The organism is Amycolatopsis sp. NPDC058340, assembly GCF_042723975.1.
Taxonomy (GTDB): Bacteria; Actinomycetota; Actinomycetes; order Mycobacteriales; family Pseudonocardiaceae; genus Amycolatopsis.
Map to the genome: position 1 here is coordinate 331533 of NZ_JBHXIB010000003.1, position 16051 is coordinate 347583.

Here is a 16051-nt window from a genome sequence, read left to right on the forward strand (position 1 = left end):
TATGCCCGGATCGGGATTCGGATACCGACTAAAGAGGGATGGCGGTCAACGTGTCGGTCAGCGAGATTGAAGCCGGTTCTCGGTAGCTTCGGCCCGACCGGGTCGAACGCGGACGAAAAGGAACACAGTGAAGAAATTCGTTGCCGCCCTGGCGGTCGCGGGGATCGGCGTCGGCACCATGGCGCTCGCTCCCTCCGCTACGGCCGCCTCGGCGTCGGACTTCGATCCGAAGCCCATCTCCTGGGGAGCCTGCACCCGCCCTAGCCTGGTCAAGGCCGGCGCGGAATGTGGTTTCCTCGAGGTCCCGCTGGACTACGCGAAGCCGGGCGGGGAGAAGATCTCGATCGCCGTCTCGCGGGTGAAGCACAAGGCCGCCCAGTCGCAGGGCGTCATGCTGGTCAACCCGGGTGGCCCCGGCGGTTCGGGCCTCGGGCTGTCGACGCTCGGCCGCGCCGTCCCCAAGAAGGCGGGTGAGGAGTACGACTGGATCGGCTTCGACCCGCGCGGCGTCGGGGAGAGCAAGCCGTCGCTGACCTGCGACGGGAACTACGCCTCCTACAACCGCCCGCAGTACGTGCCGACCACGCGCGCCATCGAGACGGCGTGGCGTGAGAAGGCGAAGGGCTACGCGAAAGCGTGCGCCAAGAACGGCGCGATCCTCGACCACATCAAGACCATCGATGTGGCGAAGGACGTCGACAGCCTGCGCAAGGCGCTGGGCGAGAAGCAGATCAACTACTACGGCTTCTCCTACGGCACCTACCTCGGGCAGGTCTACAGCACGCTGTTCCCGCAGAACGTGCGGCGGATGGTGTTCGACGGCACCGTCGACCCCCGCGACGTCTGGTACAAGGCGAACCTGAACCAGGACATCGCCTTCGACAAGAACATCAAGACCTACTTCGGCTGGCTCGCGAAGTACGACGACGTCTACCACCTCGGCAATACCGCGGCCGCGGTCGAAAAGCTGTGGTACGCCGAGCAGAAGAAGCTGTACGACAAGCCCGCGGGCGGCGTCATCGGCGGATCCGAGTGGACGGACATCTTCCTGCAGGCCGGCTACTACGTCTTCGGCTGGGAAGACATCGCGAACGCGTTCGCCGGCTGGGTGCACAAGGGTGACTGGCAGACCTTGAAGGGCCTGTACGACGACTCCAACCCGCCTGGCCAGGACAACGGCTACGCGGTGTACGCGGCCGTGCAGTGCACCGACGTGGCGTGGCCGCAGAGCTGGCCCCGCTGGAAGTTCGACAACTGGGTCACGCATTTCCGGGCGCCGTTCGAGACCTGGGGCAACGCCTGGTTCAACGCGCCGTGCCTCGACTGGCCCGCGAAACCGGGCAAGCCGGTGGAGATCGACGGGAGCAAGGTCCCCGGCATCCTGCTGGTCAACGAGGAGAACGACGCCGCGACGCCGTACCCCGGCAGCATCGAGGTCCGCAAGCGCTACCCGAACTCCAGCCTGATCAGCGCCCCGGGTGGCACGACGCACTCGGGATCGCTGTCCGGTGTGTCCTGTGTGGACGACAAGATCGCGGACTACCTGCTGACCGGGAAGCTGCCCGTGCGCAAGCCGGGCAACGGTTCGGACGTGCAGTGCGGCGCGGTCCCGCCGCCGGTTCCGGCCGGTGCTTCCGCTTCCGCCAAGTCGGACGTGCCGTCTTCGGTCGCCGAGGTGAAGAAGGAGGCGCTGGCTCAGGCGCTGCCCTTCTGAGCCCTTCCTCGGGATGTTTCGATGCCCCGGTCCGGTTTTCCGGACCGGGGCATCTCTTTGCTCCGATGGCTCTCCGCATGGTCGCGAAAGCCACTTTCGCAACCATCAACGTCGCGAAAGTGGCTTTCGCAACGTGTGATGCGGTGGTCGTAGGTGGCTGGCTCGACCTGGCGGCGAAAGCGTGTCGCGAAAGCCACTTTCGCGACCTTCAAAGTCCCGAAAGTGGCTTTCGCGGTAATGGACCGCCGAGGTTCGGCCGGCCGCCTCACTCGCCCTTCAGCAGTGGCTCGTCATCCGCATGCTGTGGATGCGGTCGAAGAACCGGGCGTCGAACGATCCCTCGGCGAACCACCAGTGCCACACGTTCTTGACGGTGCCCTTGACGAACTTGGGGTCACCGCCGTGATGGATGGGCCCGAGGACGATGCCGTTGCTGTCCAGGAGGTTCACCCACATCAGCCACGCGTCGTTGCTGTCGCTGCTGACGATCGTCGCTTCGAACGAAGCGCTGCCATCGCGTCTGAGCGTCCATTTGGCGTTGTCCATCGTGCAGTCGCCCGCCTGGATACGGCCCCAGGTGAACCAGCAGGAACCCGCTCCGGTGCACGTGGCCTGTGCGGTGGTGGACGCCGTTGTCCCGGCCGATGCCGGCGTGGCGAAAGCGGTCCCGATCGTGAGCACGAGCATTGTCACGAAAAGTGCCATCCGGCGTGCTTTGGTCCTCATGTTCCCTCCCCGAAAATCGTCGCTCCTTGAACCGATGAGCAAAGCTAACCCGCGGCGGACCGCGGTCTGGATCACTTAGGTGCGGCAACGGGGGTGGCCGATAGTGCGTGACCGGCACCCTCTTGTCCCCGAATGCGATGAAAGTTCCGGTCACGCACCGAATCCCCTCGCCACCCCGGAAAACTGTCGGGCCCGCCCGTTAGCGTCCCCGGCATGACCATCGTCGAAGAGCACCGGACCGAGATCCGGGTGCAGGACACCGTTTATCGCATCGAGGTCGCCGCCCGTGAGGGTGGCGGCGCGGCCGGGGAAGACCGCTGGGTGACCGTCATGGTCGGCGGAGCCGGACCGCTGGAGGAGCCTGTCGCCGAAGGCAGGCTCGATATCGACGCCGAAGCCGTACCGGCCTTGGCGACCGTCTTGTCCGACACGCTGCTGGCGTTCGCCGGGCGGGGCAACGGCAGGAACGGCCGCCGAAGATCGGCGGACCGCCCCGCACAGCAGGGCCTGCCGTGGTCCGACGAGCTGGACGCGGAACTGGAAAGCCGTTGGCTTGCCGGGGAAAGCGTCGAGGAGATCGCGCGGCGGTTCGAGCGGACACCTGGCGGGATCCGTGCCAGGTTGCCCAGGGTGGGCTGCGACCCGGAGCGCCGGGGTGCGTATCTCCCCATCCCGCCGAGCCAACGGGAGGTGGGTGAACTCGGCTGAACCAGGGCGGTCGCGAGGGCCGAGGAATGCCTCGCGACCGCCATCAGTCCACTGTGGACGTCGCGCCGCGCTGGGCCCGCGCGGCCATTTCCCGGAGATGCTCGATCAGTTCCGGCGGCTCGTGCACGGTGAATTCGCAGCCGAGCCCGAGGATCCGGAACGCGAGCCAGTCCAGGGTGTCCGTGCCCGCGTGGAAAACGCAGGTCTCGTCGTCCAGCGATTCCAGTTCGCCGAATCCCTCGCCGATCGCGGGGGCGACCTGGCCGATCGGCGCGTGCAGGGTCACGCATGCGCGGTAGGTGGGAAGGAGGCTGTACATCTTGTCGGTGACATAGGCCGCCACGTCCTCCGCGGGTGGCTGTCTCGGCGTCGCCCGGCCACCGGTCGCCCGCGGTTCCGAGATCCGGTCCGCGCGGAAGATCCGCCAGTCGTCCCGGTCGAGGTCGTAGCCGAGCAGGTACCAGCGGCGTCCGGCGGAGACGAGCCGGTGCGGTTCGACGTGCCGGCGGGATTCGGTCCCGTCGCCGGTGCGGTAGGTGAACCGGGTCCGCTCGGTGTTGGCGATCGCGCCCGCGAAGACGGTGAGGTGTTCCGGATCCACCGCGGGGCCCGTGCCGGGCAGTGGCACGGTCGCGGCGCCCAGTGCGCCGACGCGATAACGCAGGCGTGAAGGCAGCACCTGTTCGAGTTTGGCCAGCGCCCGCACCGAGGATTCCTCGATACCCGAGATCGCCTGTCCGGCGGCACCACGGAGACCGACCGCGATCGCGACGGCCTCCTCGTCGTCGAGCAGCAGCGGTGGCATCGCCGTGCCTGCGCCGAGCCGGTAGCCGCCCTCGGAGCCTCGCGACGCCTCGACGGGGTAACCGAGCTCACGCAGCCGGTCGATGTCGCGCCGGATGGTCCGCGGACTGACCTCCAGCCGTTCGGCGAGCTCGCTGCCGGGCCACTCGCGCGGGGTCTGCAGGAGCGACAGCAGGCTGAGCAGCCGGGCGGGTGTGTCGGTCATGCGGTCAAGGATGCCTCGACCGAGAGCCCGTATCGGGTGAGCCACACGACTTTGTTTGATTGAACTTGCATGGGAGTGCATAATCATGCGTATGACGGTGAAGATCGCGGTGGCCGGAGCCAGCGGGTACGCGGGCGGCGAACTCCTGCGCCTGCTGCTGACCCATCCCGAAATCCAGATCGGCGCGCTCACCGCGGCCAGCTCCGCGGGAACGCCGCTCGTTCAGCATCAACCGCACCTCGCGCCACTGGCCGACCGGGTCCTGCTGGAAACGACCCCGGAGACCCTTGCCGGGCACGACGTCGTCTTCCTCGCCCTGCCGCACGGCCATTCCGGAGTCATCGCCGCGCAGCTGGGCCCGGACGTCCTGGTGGTCGACCTGGGCGCGGATCACCGCCTCGCGGACGCGGGGGACTGGCAACGCTGGTACGGCGGCGACCACGCCGGGCAATGGCCGTACGGGCTCCCCGAGCTCCCCGGTGCCCGCGAGCGCCTCGCCGGGACCAAACGCATCGCGGTCCCCGGCTGCTTCCCCACCGGCGGCTCGATCGCCCTCGCCCCGGCGCTCGCCGCGGGCCTGGTCGAGCCGGAGGTCAACGTCGTGGCCGTCACCGGGACGTCCGGCGCGGGCAAAAGCCTGAAGCCGAATCTTCTCGGTTCCGAGGTGATGGGGTCGGCCACCGCGTACGGCGTCGGTGGTGCCCACCGCCACACCCCCGAGTTCGCGCAGAACCTTTCCGCGGTGTCGGGTGAGCGGGTCAAGGTCTCGTTCACCCCGGTGCTGGCCCCGATGCCCCGCGGGATCCTCACCACCGCGAGCGCCGCCCTCAAGACCGACCTGGACGCCGAAGGCGCCCGCGAGGTCTATGAAAAGGCGTACGCCACCGAGCCGTTCGTCCAGCTGCTTCCCGAAGGCCGGTGGCCGTCTTCGGCTTCGGTCGTCGGCTCGAACAACGTCCAGCTGCAGGTCACCGTCGACGCCGACACCCGCCGCCTGATCGTGGTCGCGGCCATCGACAACCTGACCAAGGGCACCGCGGGCGGCGCCGTCCAGTCGATGAACATCGCCCTCGGCCTCCCCGAAACCACCGGACTACCGACCGTAGGAGTCGCTCCGTGACCGTCACCCAGCCGAAGGGATTCCGTGCCGCGGGCGTCGCCGCCGGGATCAAGGCCGAGGGCAAGCTCGACCTCGCGCTCGTCGTCAACGACGGGCCGCTGCAGGTCGCGGCCGGCGTCTTCACGCGCAACGTGATCAAGGCCGCGCCCGTCCTGTGGTCGCAGGAAGTGCTCAAGCAGCAGCGGCTCAAGGCCGTCGTCCTCAACTCCGGCGGCGCGAACGCCGCCACCGGCCCCGGCGGTTTCCAGGACACCCACAAGACCGCGGAGAAGGTCGCCGAGCTCCTCCAGGCGGGCGCGATCGAGGTCGCCGTCTGCTCGACCGGCCTGATCGGTGAGCGGCTGCCGATGGACGCGCTGCTCTCCGGTGTGGACACCGCCTTCGGGCGGCTCGGCACCGGCGACGAAGCCGACCTCGCCGCCGCCACCGCGGTCATGACCACCGACACCAAGCCGAAGCAGGCGGCCGCGAAGCACGAAAGCGGCTGGAGCGTCGGCGGGTTCGCCAAGGGCGCGGGCATGCTCGCCCCGAACCTGGCGACGATGCTCTCCGTCCTCACCACCGACGCGGTCGTCACGCCCGAAGTACTGGACAAGGCTCTGCGCGCCGCCACCGGCGTGACCTTCGACCGGCTCGACGTCGACGGCGGGACCTCCACCAACGACACGGTGCTCGTCCTCGCGTCCGGTGCCAGCGGGGTCGAGCCGACCGAGGCCGAACTGACCGAACTCCTCACCGCCGTCAGCCTCGACCTCGTGCTACAGCTGCGCGCGGACTCCGAGGGCGCGACCAAGTACGTCGACGTCACGGTCACCGGCGCGGCGAGCGAGGCGGACGCCATCGCCGTCGGCCGGACGATCGCCGAGGACAACCTGGTCAAGACCGCCCTGTTCGGTTCCGACCCGAACTGGGGCCGCATCGCCATGGCGCTCGGCCGGGTGCCGGCGGAGATCGACCCGGAGAAGGTCGCCATCGCGATCAACGGCGTCACCCTGTTCGCCAAGGGCACCACCGCGGCCGACCGCTCCGAGGCGGATCTGTCGGGCCGTGACATCCAGATCGTCGTGGACCTGGGCCTCGGCGAAGGCGGGGCGACGATCTACACGACCGACCTCTCGCACGCGTACGTCGAAGAGAACAGCGCGTACTCGTCATGAGCCCTTCCGAATCCACCGTCCCCGCGGACGAGCGGCTCGCGACGGCCGCCGAGAAGGCCTCGATCCTCATCGAAGCCCTGCCCTGGCTGCAGCGCTTCCACGGCGCCACCGTCGTGGTGAAGTACGGCGGCAACGCCATGATCGACGAGAGCCTCAAGCAGGCCTTCGCCGAGGACATGGTCTTCCTGCGCATGGCCGGGCTGCGCCCGGTGGTGGTGCACGGCGGCGGCCCGCAGATCACCGCGATGCTCAACCGGCTCGGCGTCGAAGGCGAGTTCAAGGGCGGCCTGCGCGTCACCACGCCCGAGACCATGGACATCGTCCGCATGGTGCTGACCGGCCAGGTCAGCCGCGAACTGGTCGGCCTGATCAACGCGCACGGACCGTACGCGGTCGGCATCTCCGGCGAGGACGCGCGGCTGTTCACCGCCGAGCGCAAACAGGCCACTGTGGACGGTGTACCGGTCGACATCGGGCTCGTCGGCGAGGTCTCCGAGGTCAACCCGGACGCGGTGCTCGACATCGTCAACGCGGGCCGGATCCCGGTGGTGTCCACCGTGGCCCCGGACGTCGACGGCGTCGTGCACAACATCAACGCCGACACCGCGGCGGGTGCGCTGGCCGCGGCGCTGGGCGCGGAAAAGCTGGTCGTGCTCACCGACGTCGAAGGTCTTTACGCCAATTGGCCGGATCGAGGTTCGCTGGTCGACCGGATCCGCGTGGACCGCCTCGAAACCCTGCTTCCCGGCCTCGCCAGCGGCATGATCCCGAAGATGGAAGCCTGCGTGCGCGCCATCCGCGGCGGCGTCCGCCGCGCGCACGTGATCGACGGCCGCATCGCCCATTCGGTATTGCTGGAGGTCTTCACCTCGCGCGGTATCGGTACCATGGTCTTCCCCGAAACGGAGCTCCCGTGACCACGTACAAGTCCAATGTAGACGGCCAGGAGCACTGGAAGTCGTCCCTCATGGACAACTACGGCACCCCGGCGCTGACCCTGGTCCGCGGTGAGGGGGCGAAGGTCTGGGACGCCGATGGCAAGCAGTACGTCGACCTGCTGGGCGGCATCGCGGTCAACGCGCTCGGCCACGCCCACCCCGCCGTGGTCGCCGCCGTCACCGAGCAGATCGCGAAACTCGGGCACACCTCGAACCTCTACGTGAACCCGGTCGCCGTCGAACTGGCCGAAACCCTCCTGGACGTCGCAGGCCTGTCTGGCAACGCAAAGGTGCTGTTCGTCAACTCCGGCGCCGAGGCCAACGAAGCCGCGCTGAAGATCAGCAGGCTCACCGGGCGGACCAAGATCGTCGCGTGCGAGGGCGCCTTCCACGGCCGCACCATGGGCGCGCTGACGCTGACCGGGCAGCCGTCGAAGCGGGACGCGTTCGAGCCGCTGGTTCCCGGCGTCACCCACGTTCCCTACGGTGACATCGACGCGTTGCGCGCCGCGGTGGACACCGAAACGGCGGCGGTGTTCCTCGAGCCGATCCTCGGGGAGGCGGGCGTCGTCCCGGCGCCGGACGGTTACCTCCAAGCCGCGCGGGAGATCACGAAGGCGACCGGGACGCTGCTGGTCCTCGACGAGGTGCAGACCGGAATCGGCCGCACCGGCGCGTGGTTCGCCTTCCAGCACACCGGCATCGTCCCGGACGTCATCACGCTGGCCAAGGGGCTCGGCGGCGGGCTGCCGATCGGCGCGGTCATCGGCGTCGGCGAGGCGGGGGAGCTGGTCAAGCCGGGACAGCACGGCACCACCTTCGGCGGCAACCCGGTCTGCTGCGCCGCCGGGCTCGCCGTGCTCAAGACCATCGCCAAGGACAACCTGAACGACCACGTTTCCGCGCTGGGCAAGGACATCGCCTCCCGCGTGGAGGAGCTCGGCCACCCGCTGGTGTCCGGGGTCCGCGGTGCGGGGCTGCTGCTCGGCATCGCCCTGCGCGAACCGGTCTCGGCGAAGGTCGCCAAGGCCGCGCAGGACGCGGGGTACCTGGTCAACCCGATCGCCCCGGACACCATCCGGCTGGCACCGCCGCTGATCCTGAGCGCCGACGAGGCCGCGGGATTCCTCGAAGCCCTTCCCGGGGCGCTCGATTCCACCACCACCTAGGACAGAGACGAAACGCATGCTCCGCAACTTCCTCCGTGACGACGATCTCAGCCCCGCCGAACAGGCCGAGATCCTGGACCTCGCCGATCAGTTGAAGGCCGAGCCGCTGAGCTCCCGCGCGCTGGAGGGCAAATCCGTCGCGGCGATCTTCGAGAAGAACTCCACCCGGACCCGGTTCTCCTTCGAGGTGGGCATCGCCCAGCTCGGCGGCAACCCGGTCATCGTCGACGGCCGCTCCATGCAGCTCGGCCGCGAAGAGACCATCGAGGACACCTCACGGGTGCTTTCGCGGTATCTGGACGCGATCGTCTGGCGGACCTTCGCCCAGAAGCGCATCGACGCGATGGCGTCGGCGGCGAGCATCCCGGTGATCAACGCGCTCACCGACGAGTTCCACCCGTGCCAGGTGCTCACCGACCTGATGACCATCCGCGAGCGCAAGGGCAAGCTCGCCGGGCTCACCCTGGTGTACCTCGGCGACGGCGCCAACAACATGGCGCATTCGCTGCTGCTGGGCGGGACCACGGCCGGGATGCACGTCCGCGTCGTCTCGCCGGAGGGTTTCCAGCCGGACCAGCAGGTCATGCTCGACGCCAAGCACCGGTCGACGGAGACCGGCGGCAGCACCACGGTCTTCACCGATCCGTACGCCGCGGTCGAGGGCGCGGACGTCGTCGTCACCGACACCTGGACGTCGATGGGCCAGGAGAACGACGGCCTCGACCGCGTCGGCCCGTTCCGTGAGCTGCAGGTCAACTCCGCGCTGATGCGCCGTGCCGCGGACGAGGCGATCGTGCTGCACTGCCTGCCCGCGCACCGCGGCTGGGAGATCACCGACGAGGTCATCGACGGGCCGTCCAGCGCGGTCTGGGACGAGGCCGAGAACCGGCTGCACGCGCAGAAGGCGCTGCTGGTGTGGCTGCTTGGCAAGGAGGCATCGTGAGCCACACTGGCGAAGCCTCGCTCGCGCATGCCGACCGGGTGTGGGTGTCCCGCACTGGCACAGAGAAGCGACGATGACCGGCAGCCGAGTCACCCGGCAGGCCCGGATCACCGAACTCGTGTCCACGATGGCCATCCGCAGCCAGACGGAGCTCGCGAAGCTCTTGGCGGCGGAAGGTATCGACGTCACGCAGGCGACACTGTCGCGGGACCTCGACGAACTGGGCGCGGTGAAGCTCCGGGGTGCCGATTCCGGCGCGCCGGTGTATGTCATTCCGGAGGACGGCAGCCCGGTACGCGGGGTACAGGGTGGCACGTCGAGGCTTTCGCGGTTGCTCGCCGAGCTGCTCGTTTCGGCGGACTCGTCGGGCAACCTGACGGTGCTGCGCACCCCGCCGGGCGCGGCGCAATTCCTGGCCAGCGCCATCGACAGGGCGGCGCTGGAGGAGGTCGTCGGCTCGATCGCCGGCGACGACACGGTCGCGGTGATCGCGAGGGAACCGTTGTCCGGCAAGGACCTGGCCGAGCGTTTCATGGCGCTGGCCCGACGGTCGTCCATAGTGGACGGCGGTGAGGAGACCGAAGGTGACGCCTGACGGGTTCGCCTTCCCGGATGACCCGGAGAAGCTGGTCATCACCTTCGACGAAGGTGTGCCGGTGGCCATCGACGGGGAGACCGTGACGCTGCTGGAAGCCTTCCAGCAGGTGAACTTGCGTGTCGGCGCCTTCGGGCTCAAAGGACGTGAGATCTACGAGGGGCCTGCCGCGGTCGCGCTGGTCACCGCGCACGAGGAACTGCAAAAGGTCAGCACCGGGCGCGTGTCCGGCGAGGTCCGGCTGGTCCTGCACCGCGGGAACGCGGTCGTGAACTCCGCGCGCGACGAGCGCGCGCTGTACGACTTCACCACAGGCGCTACCTTCGACCGGTCAGTCGCCTGAAGAGAACCGAAAGAATTCTGAGGAGTGTTGTGAGCGGGAATGAGCAGCCGGTGCAGCTGTGGGGCGGCCGGTTCGCCAGCGGACCGGCCGAGGCGATGGCGGCGCTGAGCGCGTCGACCCATTTCGACTGGCGGCTGGCGCCGTACGACATCGCCGGGTCGCGGGCCCACGCGCGGGTGCTGCGGAAGGCGGGGCTGCTCACCGAAGACGAGCTGACCGGCATGCTCGCCGCGCTGGACACCCTCGCCCAGGACGTCGAGTCGGGCGCGTTCACCCCGACGGTCGCCGACGAGGACGTCCACACCGCGCTCGAACGCGGTCTGCTGGAGCGGGCCGGCACCGAACTCGGCGGCAAGCTCCGGGCGGGCCGTTCGCGCAACGACCAGGTCGCGACGTTGTTCCGGATGTGGCTGCGGGACGCGGCCCGACGGGTGGTCGCGGGCACCCTCGGCGTCGTCGACGCGCTGGTTTCGCAGGCGAAGCGGCACCCGGACGCGATCCTCCCCGGCCGTACCCACCTGCAGCACGCCCAGCCCGTCCTGCTGGCGCATCACCTGCTCGCGCACGGCCAGTCGCTGCTGCGCGACGTCAGCCGGCTGCGTGACTGGGACGCTCGCACGGCCGAATCGCCCTACGGCTCCGGCGCTCTCGCGGGTTCCTCGCTCGGTCTCGACCCGGAGGCCGTCGCCGAGGAGCTGGGGTTCGACACCAGCGTCGAGAACTCGATCGACGGCACCGCTTCGCGGGACTTCGTCGCCGAGTTCGCCTTCGACGTGGCGATGCTCGCGGTCAACCTGTCCAGGATCGCCGAAGAGGTGATCATCTGGAACACCGCCGAGTTCGGTTACGTCACGCTCGACGACGCTTGGGCGACCGGCAGTTCGATCATGCCGCAGAAGAAGAACCCGGACGTCGCCGAGCTGACCCGCGGCAAGGCCGGACGCCTCATCGGCAACCTGACCGGGCTGCTCGCGACACTCAAGGCGCAGCCGCTCGCGTACAACCGTGACCTGCAGGAGGACAAGGAGCCGGTCTTCGACTCCGTCGAGCAGCTGGAACTGTTGTTCCCGGCGATCGCGGGCATGCTGGAGACGCTGACCTTCCACACCGACCGGCTCGCCGAACTGGCGCCCGCCGGTTTCACCCTCGCGACGGACATCGCCGAATGGTTGGTGCGCCAGGGCGTTCCGTTCCGTGTCGCGCACGAAGCGGCGGGGGAGAGCGTCCGCGTCGCCGAGGCCCGCGGCGTCGGACTGGACGAACTGACCGACGAAGAGTTCGAGAAGATCAACCCGGCGCTGACGCCCGCCGTGCGCGAGGTGTTGACCGTCGAGGGCTCCGTGAGCTCGCGCAACGCCCGGGGCGGTACCGCGCCGGAGCGGGTCGCCGAACAGCGGGACCGGCTGGTCGCGCGGGTCGCCGAACACCGCGCCTGGCTCGGCTGAGAAGTGTGTGAAGGCCCCTCAGCGAGCCAGGGGCCTTCACGCGCACTTCAAGATCGCTTCGCGGTCTTCCGGAGCTTCGCCCGCACCGCGCGGGTGGCGACCGGGCCGAGCCCCTCGAAGACGTCGACCAGGACGGCAAGCTGCTCCAATGCCGCCAGTGCCTGTTCGCTGCCCTCGGGGTTGACCGATTCGAACAACGTCAGGCCGAGGAAACCGGCGGAGACCGCGTGGGCGAGCCCCTCGGTCTGCGCGAACTCGAGTACCGGCGAACCGGCCAGCACGCGGTCGAGGGTGGCCTGGACTTCGCGAACCCAGTTGTCCAGCGCCTGCCGCGTCGCCTCGGCCAGCCGCCCGCCGCCCTGCGCGCCGGCGAGCGCCTGGGCGAGGACCGTCATGTTCCCCTCGGCGCGTTCCTCCGCATGGATGGCCCGTCCGAGATTCAGCAGCTCACCGAGCGTGGTCACTTCGGCGAACCGGGCACGGAAGTGGGCGACACGGCTTTCGGTCGCCGTCACGCAGGCCTGCGCGATCAGCTCCTCGACACTGCCGAAGTGGTAGAAGATCAGCGCCTGATTGGTACCCGACGCGGCGGCGACGGTCCTGGCCGAAACGGCGGTGATCCCGCTGGTGCGGATCGTCTCCAGCGCCCCGTCGATCAACCGCTGTTTCGTGCCGGTCCCGTTCATCAGTCCAGGACCTTCTCACGCAGGGGCTTCACCGCGCCGCTCACCCCCGGCCGCAGATCGACGAACCGTGCCTCGAAAGCACCCCGGTAGCCGAACAGCGGCCCGAACCGCCGGTTCGTCACCTGGACCTCGATACGGAAGAGCCCGCGCTCCTCGTCGAACCACTCGTCGACCTCGGCCACGCCGACGACGGATCGCGGCACCACACACCGAAGCGGGCCTTCGCGGATCCGGAACTCCTCCGACCGGATGTGGAAGCCGCCGTCCGGCCGCACCGTCAGGTCGAGGTCGACGGCGAGATGCTGATGCGTCCCCAGGTAGTCGACGATCTTCCCGCGATCGGCGCTGTAGATCATCTGCGCGTCGAACCGGCGCCGCCGCTCCGGCAGTTCGAAGGTACGGACGAACGACACCGTCTCCCTGCCGAGCGAGTCGACGTACGGGTAGTTCTCGATGGTGAAAGGGACGTTGCGGCCGCGTTCCGGGAACAGGATGTGTCTCGACGCGCCGAGCCGCAGGAACGGCGTCGCGAACGCGGCGCCTCGCCAGATCTCGTCCATCACGCCGACGCCGATCATCCCGACGCCGTTCTCCGTGCTCAGCGACAGTCGTTCGCGCATCCGCGGATGCAAGGACGCGAAGCCGTCGCCCAGCGCTTCTCGGAAGATCATGCCTGCTCCAGCGTGTCGAGGATGCGGGGCGCGACACCGTCCTTGCCGGGCCGCGGGCTCCGGCGGCAGCGCCCCGCCGAGGGCGAGAGCAACGGGAGTGCTTCCGGCGGCCCGCCGGTCTCGAGCCACAGGCGGAGCCTGTCGAACGACCAGGCCGTCATCCAGCCGAAGAGCGGCCGGAACAGCAGATCGGCGAGCCTGCCGAAGACACCCCATCGGGTGGTGTAGTCGAAACCGGTGATGAACCGGACACCCTCGTCGGTGGGGGTGTAGCGCCAATAACCAGAGCCGGACTTGATGAGCGACAGCGGATCCGCGGAGGCGAACCGCAACGCGGACGTCCGGCCGCCGTCCGGCCGCGTGCTCTCCCCGGCGTGCGTTCCCGTCCCGCTGACGACGAACCCCAGGAATTCGGTCGTGTACCGGAACCGTCCCGGCGAACCCGCGACCGGTTCGATCCGCGAGAAGCGGAGATCCCACCGCGCGTGCAGGCGTGGGTCCTGCGTGTACCGCCACAACGTGTCGAGGTCGGTGCGGATCACCGTTTCGACGTAAAGCGCTCTCCGGCTCATGGAGCCCCCTCCCTTTTGAGCGACCGCTCAAAAGGACTGTAGAGCATGTTTGAGCGATCGCTCAATACCCGGCCCGTTAAGGTCGGCCTGGGAGAACGCGACGTAAGGGGAGTGCGGGACGTGGAGACCGGCAGACAGTTCACCCGGCGCGAGCTGGCGCTGGATCCGGTGGAGCTGTCCACGCTCCTGCTCGGCGCGGTGATCGAAGCGACCGGTCCCGACGGCACCGTCGCCGTCCGCCTGGTGGAGGTCGAGGCCTATCGAGGACTCGACGACCCCGCGTCGCACTGCTATCGCGGCAAGACCCCGCGCAACGCGGTCATGTGGGGACCCGCGGGGCATCTGTACGTGTACTTCGTCTATGGCATGCACTTCTGCGCGAACGTCGTCGGCACCGAAGACGGGCAACCGGGCGCCGTGCTGCTGCGTGCCGGGGAGGTGGTGTCCGGTGCGGACATCGCAAAGGCGCGCCGGCCGTCCGCGCGCGGCAACGGCGAACTCGCCAAAGGCCCGGCCATCCTCACGTCGGTGCTCGGGATCGACCGGGCCGAGAACGGCGTCGACCTGACCGACCCCGCGTCACCCGTCCGGTTGTTCACCGGTGAACGTGTCCCCGAAGCGGACATCCGCACCGGGCCGCGCGTCGGGGTCGCGATGGCGATGGACACGCCGTGGCGGTTCTGGATCGACGGATCACCAGCGGTCTCCACCTATCGACGGGGCGGCAAGCGACGGGCGGCCGCCCCCGGCCGATAGTCGGTTGACCTGGTGCGGGAGGATCTACAGGCGTGAGCGAGCACATCCTTGACGAGCTGACCTGGCGCGGCCTGATCGCGCAATCCACCGACCTCGAAGCGCTGCGGCGAGACCTCGACCAAGGACCTCTCACGCTCTATTGCGGATTCGACCCGACCGCGCCCAGCCTGCACGCCGGCAACCTCGTCCCGCTGCTGATGCTCTCGCGCTTCCAGCGCGCCGGCCACCGGCCGATCGTGCTGGCGGGTGTCGCCACCGGGATGATCGGCGACCCGCGTGACACCGGTGAGCGCACCCTCAACACGCTGGACACCGTCGCCGAATGGGCGGACCGGATCCGTGGGCAGCTGGAGCGGTTCGTCGATTTCGACGACTCGCCGACCGGCGCGGTCATCGAGAACAACCTGAACTGGACCGGCAAGCAGACCGTGGTCGAGTTCCTGCGCGACGTCGGCAAGCACTTCCCGGTCAACATGATGCTGAACCGCGAGACGGTGAAGCGCCGCCTCGAGGCCGACGGCATGTCGTACACCGAATTCAGCTACCTGCTGCTGCAGTCGCAGGACTACCTGCACCTGCACCGCGAGTACGGCTGCAAGCTGCAGATCGGCGGCTCCGACCAGTGGGGCAACCTCGTCGGCGGGGTCGACCTGATCCGCCGGACCGATGGTGGCCACACGCACGCGCTGACCGCACCGCTGGTCACCGACACCGAAGGGCGCAAGTTCGGGAAGTCCACCGGCGGCGGCAGCGTCTGGCTCGACCCGGAGATGACGTCCCCGTACGCGTGGTTCCAGTACTTCGTGAACGTCGCCGACGCCGACGTCATCCGCTACCTGCGGATGTTCTCCTTCCTCGGGCAGGAGGAGATCGCGGCACTGGCCGAGGACACCGAACAGCGCCCCCACCTGCGGTCCGCGCAGCGGAAGCTGGCGGAGGACTTCACGACCCTGGTGCACGGCGAGGCGGCGACGCGCCAGGTCATCGCCGCGAGCCAGGCACTGTTCGGCAGGGGAGAGCTGCGTGAGCTCGACTCGTCCACCCTCGACGCCGCCATGGCCGAGGTGCCCAACGGCAAGATCGACCCGAACGGCGAGTCGACCATCGTCGACCTGCTGATCGCGGCCGGGCTCGTCGACAGCAAGGGCGCCGCGCGCCGCACCGTCAAGGAAGGCGGCGCGTACGTCAACAACACGAAGATCGCCGACGAGGAGTGGAAGCCGTCCTCGGACGACGCTCTGCACGGCCGCTGGCTCGTGGTCCGCAAGGGCAAGCGCAACGTCGCCGGCGTGCGCGTCGGGGGCTGATCGCGGCCCGGGCCCGAAACAGGGGCTCTGACCTGCGGAAACGCAGTTAAGGTACCCCCCTGTTTCGGGCCCTTCCGGGGCGTGTAAAGTTCTCCAAGTCGCCAGGGAAACCGGGCGGCCGACCGGGACACGAACCAAGCTCTCGCTCAGTGCGATTGAGTGGGTGTCTCACCAAAAACTGCTAGGAATGAC

At 68.9% G+C, this 16051-nt stretch carries 17 protein-coding genes; 12 read left to right on the forward strand and 5 right to left on the reverse strand.

The features are described from left to right. Positions 1-127: 127 nt before the first annotated feature. A complete protein-coding gene (locus tag ACFWIW_RS06610) occupies positions 128-1714 on the forward strand; it encodes an alpha/beta hydrolase (RefSeq protein ID WP_378367484.1) in 1587 nt (528 codons plus the stop codon). A 276-nt stretch (positions 1715-1990) separates the two neighbouring features. Here the strand turns inward: ACFWIW_RS06610 and ACFWIW_RS06615 are convergent, their stop codons facing one another. Further along, a complete protein-coding gene (locus ACFWIW_RS06615) occupies positions 1991-2440 on the reverse strand; it encodes a DUF6294 family protein (protein WP_378367485.1) in 450 nt (149 codons plus the stop codon). 213 nt (positions 2441-2653) lie between these two features. On the opposite strand from ACFWIW_RS06615, the gene ACFWIW_RS06620 reads away from it, so the two are divergent. After that, positions 2654-3148, forward strand: a complete 495-nt coding sequence (locus tag ACFWIW_RS06620; RefSeq protein WP_378367486.1) for a helix-turn-helix domain containing protein — start codon at positions 2654-2656, stop codon at positions 3146-3148. Positions 3149-3191: 43 nt separating this feature from the next. On the opposite strand, the gene ACFWIW_RS06625 is transcribed toward ACFWIW_RS06620, so the two are convergent. Further along, positions 3192-4157, reverse strand: coding sequence for a helix-turn-helix transcriptional regulator (locus ACFWIW_RS06625; RefSeq protein WP_378367487.1), 966 nt, complete (start codon positions 4155-4157; stop codon positions 3192-3194). 91 nt (positions 4158-4248) lie between these two features. On the opposite strand from ACFWIW_RS06625, the gene argC reads away from it, so the two are divergent. From argC to argH, 8 genes are all read left to right on the forward strand, one after another. After that, positions 4249-5277, forward strand: coding sequence for an N-acetyl-gamma-glutamyl-phosphate reductase (gene argC, locus ACFWIW_RS06630; protein WP_378367488.1), 1029 nt, complete (start codon positions 4249-4251; stop codon positions 5275-5277). Next, the gene (gene argJ / locus ACFWIW_RS06635; protein WP_378367489.1) at positions 5274-6434 is read left to right on the forward strand and encodes a bifunctional glutamate N-acetyltransferase/amino-acid acetyltransferase ArgJ; all 1161 of its coding nucleotides are present in this window, start codon (positions 5274-5276) and stop codon (positions 6432-6434) included. The genes argC and argJ overlap by 4 nt, the downstream gene beginning before the upstream one ends. Further along, positions 6431-7351 (forward strand): acetylglutamate kinase, encoded by a 921-nt coding sequence (gene argB / locus ACFWIW_RS06640; RefSeq protein ID WP_034321637.1) that lies wholly within the window; start codon positions 6431-6433, stop codon positions 7349-7351. Before argJ ends, argB begins: the two co-directional genes overlap by 4 nt. Then, positions 7348-8541: an acetylornithine transaminase gene (locus tag ACFWIW_RS06645; RefSeq protein WP_378367490.1), complete on the forward strand. Its 1194-nt coding sequence runs from the start codon at positions 7348-7350 to the stop codon at positions 8539-8541. The genes argB and ACFWIW_RS06645 overlap by 4 nt, the downstream gene beginning before the upstream one ends. A 16-nt stretch (positions 8542-8557) precedes the next feature. After that, a complete protein-coding gene (gene argF, locus ACFWIW_RS06650) occupies positions 8558-9484 on the forward strand; it encodes an ornithine carbamoyltransferase (protein WP_378367491.1) in 927 nt (308 codons plus the stop codon). Positions 9485-9557: 73 nt separating this feature from the next. Then, positions 9558-10079 (forward strand): arginine repressor, encoded by a 522-nt coding sequence (locus tag ACFWIW_RS06655; protein WP_184892175.1) that lies wholly within the window; start codon positions 9558-9560, stop codon positions 10077-10079. Next, positions 10069-10422 (forward strand): argininosuccinate synthase, encoded by a 354-nt coding sequence (locus tag ACFWIW_RS06660; RefSeq protein WP_378367492.1) that lies wholly within the window; start codon positions 10069-10071, stop codon positions 10420-10422. The genes ACFWIW_RS06655 and ACFWIW_RS06660 overlap by 11 nt, the downstream gene beginning before the upstream one ends. 29 nt (positions 10423-10451) lie before the next feature. After that, the gene (argH, locus tag ACFWIW_RS06665; protein ID WP_378367493.1) at positions 10452-11867 is read left to right on the forward strand and encodes an argininosuccinate lyase; all 1416 of its coding nucleotides are present in this window, start codon (positions 10452-10454) and stop codon (positions 11865-11867) included. A gap of 47 nt (positions 11868-11914) precedes the next feature. Here argH and ACFWIW_RS06670 read toward each other — a convergent pair whose 3' ends face one another. The 3 genes from ACFWIW_RS06670 to ACFWIW_RS06680 are packed head-to-tail and all read right to left on the reverse strand — an operon-like array spanning position 11915 to position 13796. Next, entirely contained in the window at positions 11915-12553 is a 639-nt protein-coding gene (locus ACFWIW_RS06670) for a TetR/AcrR family transcriptional regulator (RefSeq protein ID WP_378367494.1), read from the reverse strand. After that, positions 12553-13224, reverse strand: coding sequence for a DUF4166 domain-containing protein (locus tag ACFWIW_RS06675; RefSeq protein ID WP_378367495.1), 672 nt, complete (start codon positions 13222-13224; stop codon positions 12553-12555). The genes ACFWIW_RS06670 and ACFWIW_RS06675 overlap by 1 nt, the downstream gene beginning before the upstream one ends. Continuing rightward, the gene (locus ACFWIW_RS06680; RefSeq protein ID WP_378367496.1) at positions 13221-13796 is read right to left on the reverse strand and encodes an SRPBCC family protein; all 576 of its coding nucleotides are present in this window, start codon (positions 13794-13796) and stop codon (positions 13221-13223) included. Before ACFWIW_RS06680 ends, ACFWIW_RS06675 begins: the two co-directional genes overlap by 4 nt. A 120-nt stretch (positions 13797-13916) precedes the next feature. Between ACFWIW_RS06680 and ACFWIW_RS06685 the strand changes: the two genes are divergently transcribed. After that, positions 13917-14552, forward strand: a complete 636-nt coding sequence (locus tag ACFWIW_RS06685) for a DNA-3-methyladenine glycosylase (RefSeq protein WP_378367497.1) — start codon at positions 13917-13919, stop codon at positions 14550-14552. Between the two features lie 32 nt (positions 14553-14584). After that, positions 14585-15859, forward strand: a complete 1275-nt coding sequence (tyrS, locus tag ACFWIW_RS06690; RefSeq protein ID WP_378367498.1) for a tyrosine--tRNA ligase — start codon at positions 14585-14587, stop codon at positions 15857-15859. Positions 15860-16051 lie beyond the last annotated feature (192 nt).

Coding starts and splice junctions, on each gene's coding strand:
- ACFWIW_RS06680 (WP_378367496.1), bottom strand. CDS start 13,796: ATGAGCCGGAGAGCGCTTTACGTCGAAACGGTGATCCGCACCGACCTC.
- argC (WP_378367488.1), top strand. CDS start 4,249: ATGACGGTGAAGATCGCGGTGGCCGGAGCCAGCGGGTACGCGGGCGGC.
- argB (WP_034321637.1), top strand. CDS start 6,431: ATGAGCCCTTCCGAATCCACCGTCCCCGCGGACGAGCGGCTCGCGACG.
- ACFWIW_RS06625 (WP_378367487.1), bottom strand. CDS start 4,157: ATGACCGACACACCCGCCCGGCTGCTCAGCCTGCTGTCGCTCCTGCAG.
- argF (WP_378367491.1), top strand. CDS start 8,558: ATGCTCCGCAACTTCCTCCGTGACGACGATCTCAGCCCCGCCGAACAG.
- ACFWIW_RS06670 (WP_378367494.1), bottom strand. CDS start 12,553: ATGAACGGGACCGGCACGAAACAGCGGTTGATCGACGGGGCGCTGGAG.
- ACFWIW_RS06655 (WP_184892175.1), top strand. CDS start 9,558: ATGACCGGCAGCCGAGTCACCCGGCAGGCCCGGATCACCGAACTCGTG.
- ACFWIW_RS06615 (WP_378367485.1), bottom strand. CDS start 2,440: ATGAGGACCAAAGCACGCCGGATGGCACTTTTCGTGACAATGCTCGTG.
- ACFWIW_RS06675 (WP_378367495.1), bottom strand. CDS start 13,224: ATGATCTTCCGAGAAGCGCTGGGCGACGGCTTCGCGTCCTTGCATCCG.
- ACFWIW_RS06620 (WP_378367486.1), top strand. CDS start 2,654: ATGACCATCGTCGAAGAGCACCGGACCGAGATCCGGGTGCAGGACACC.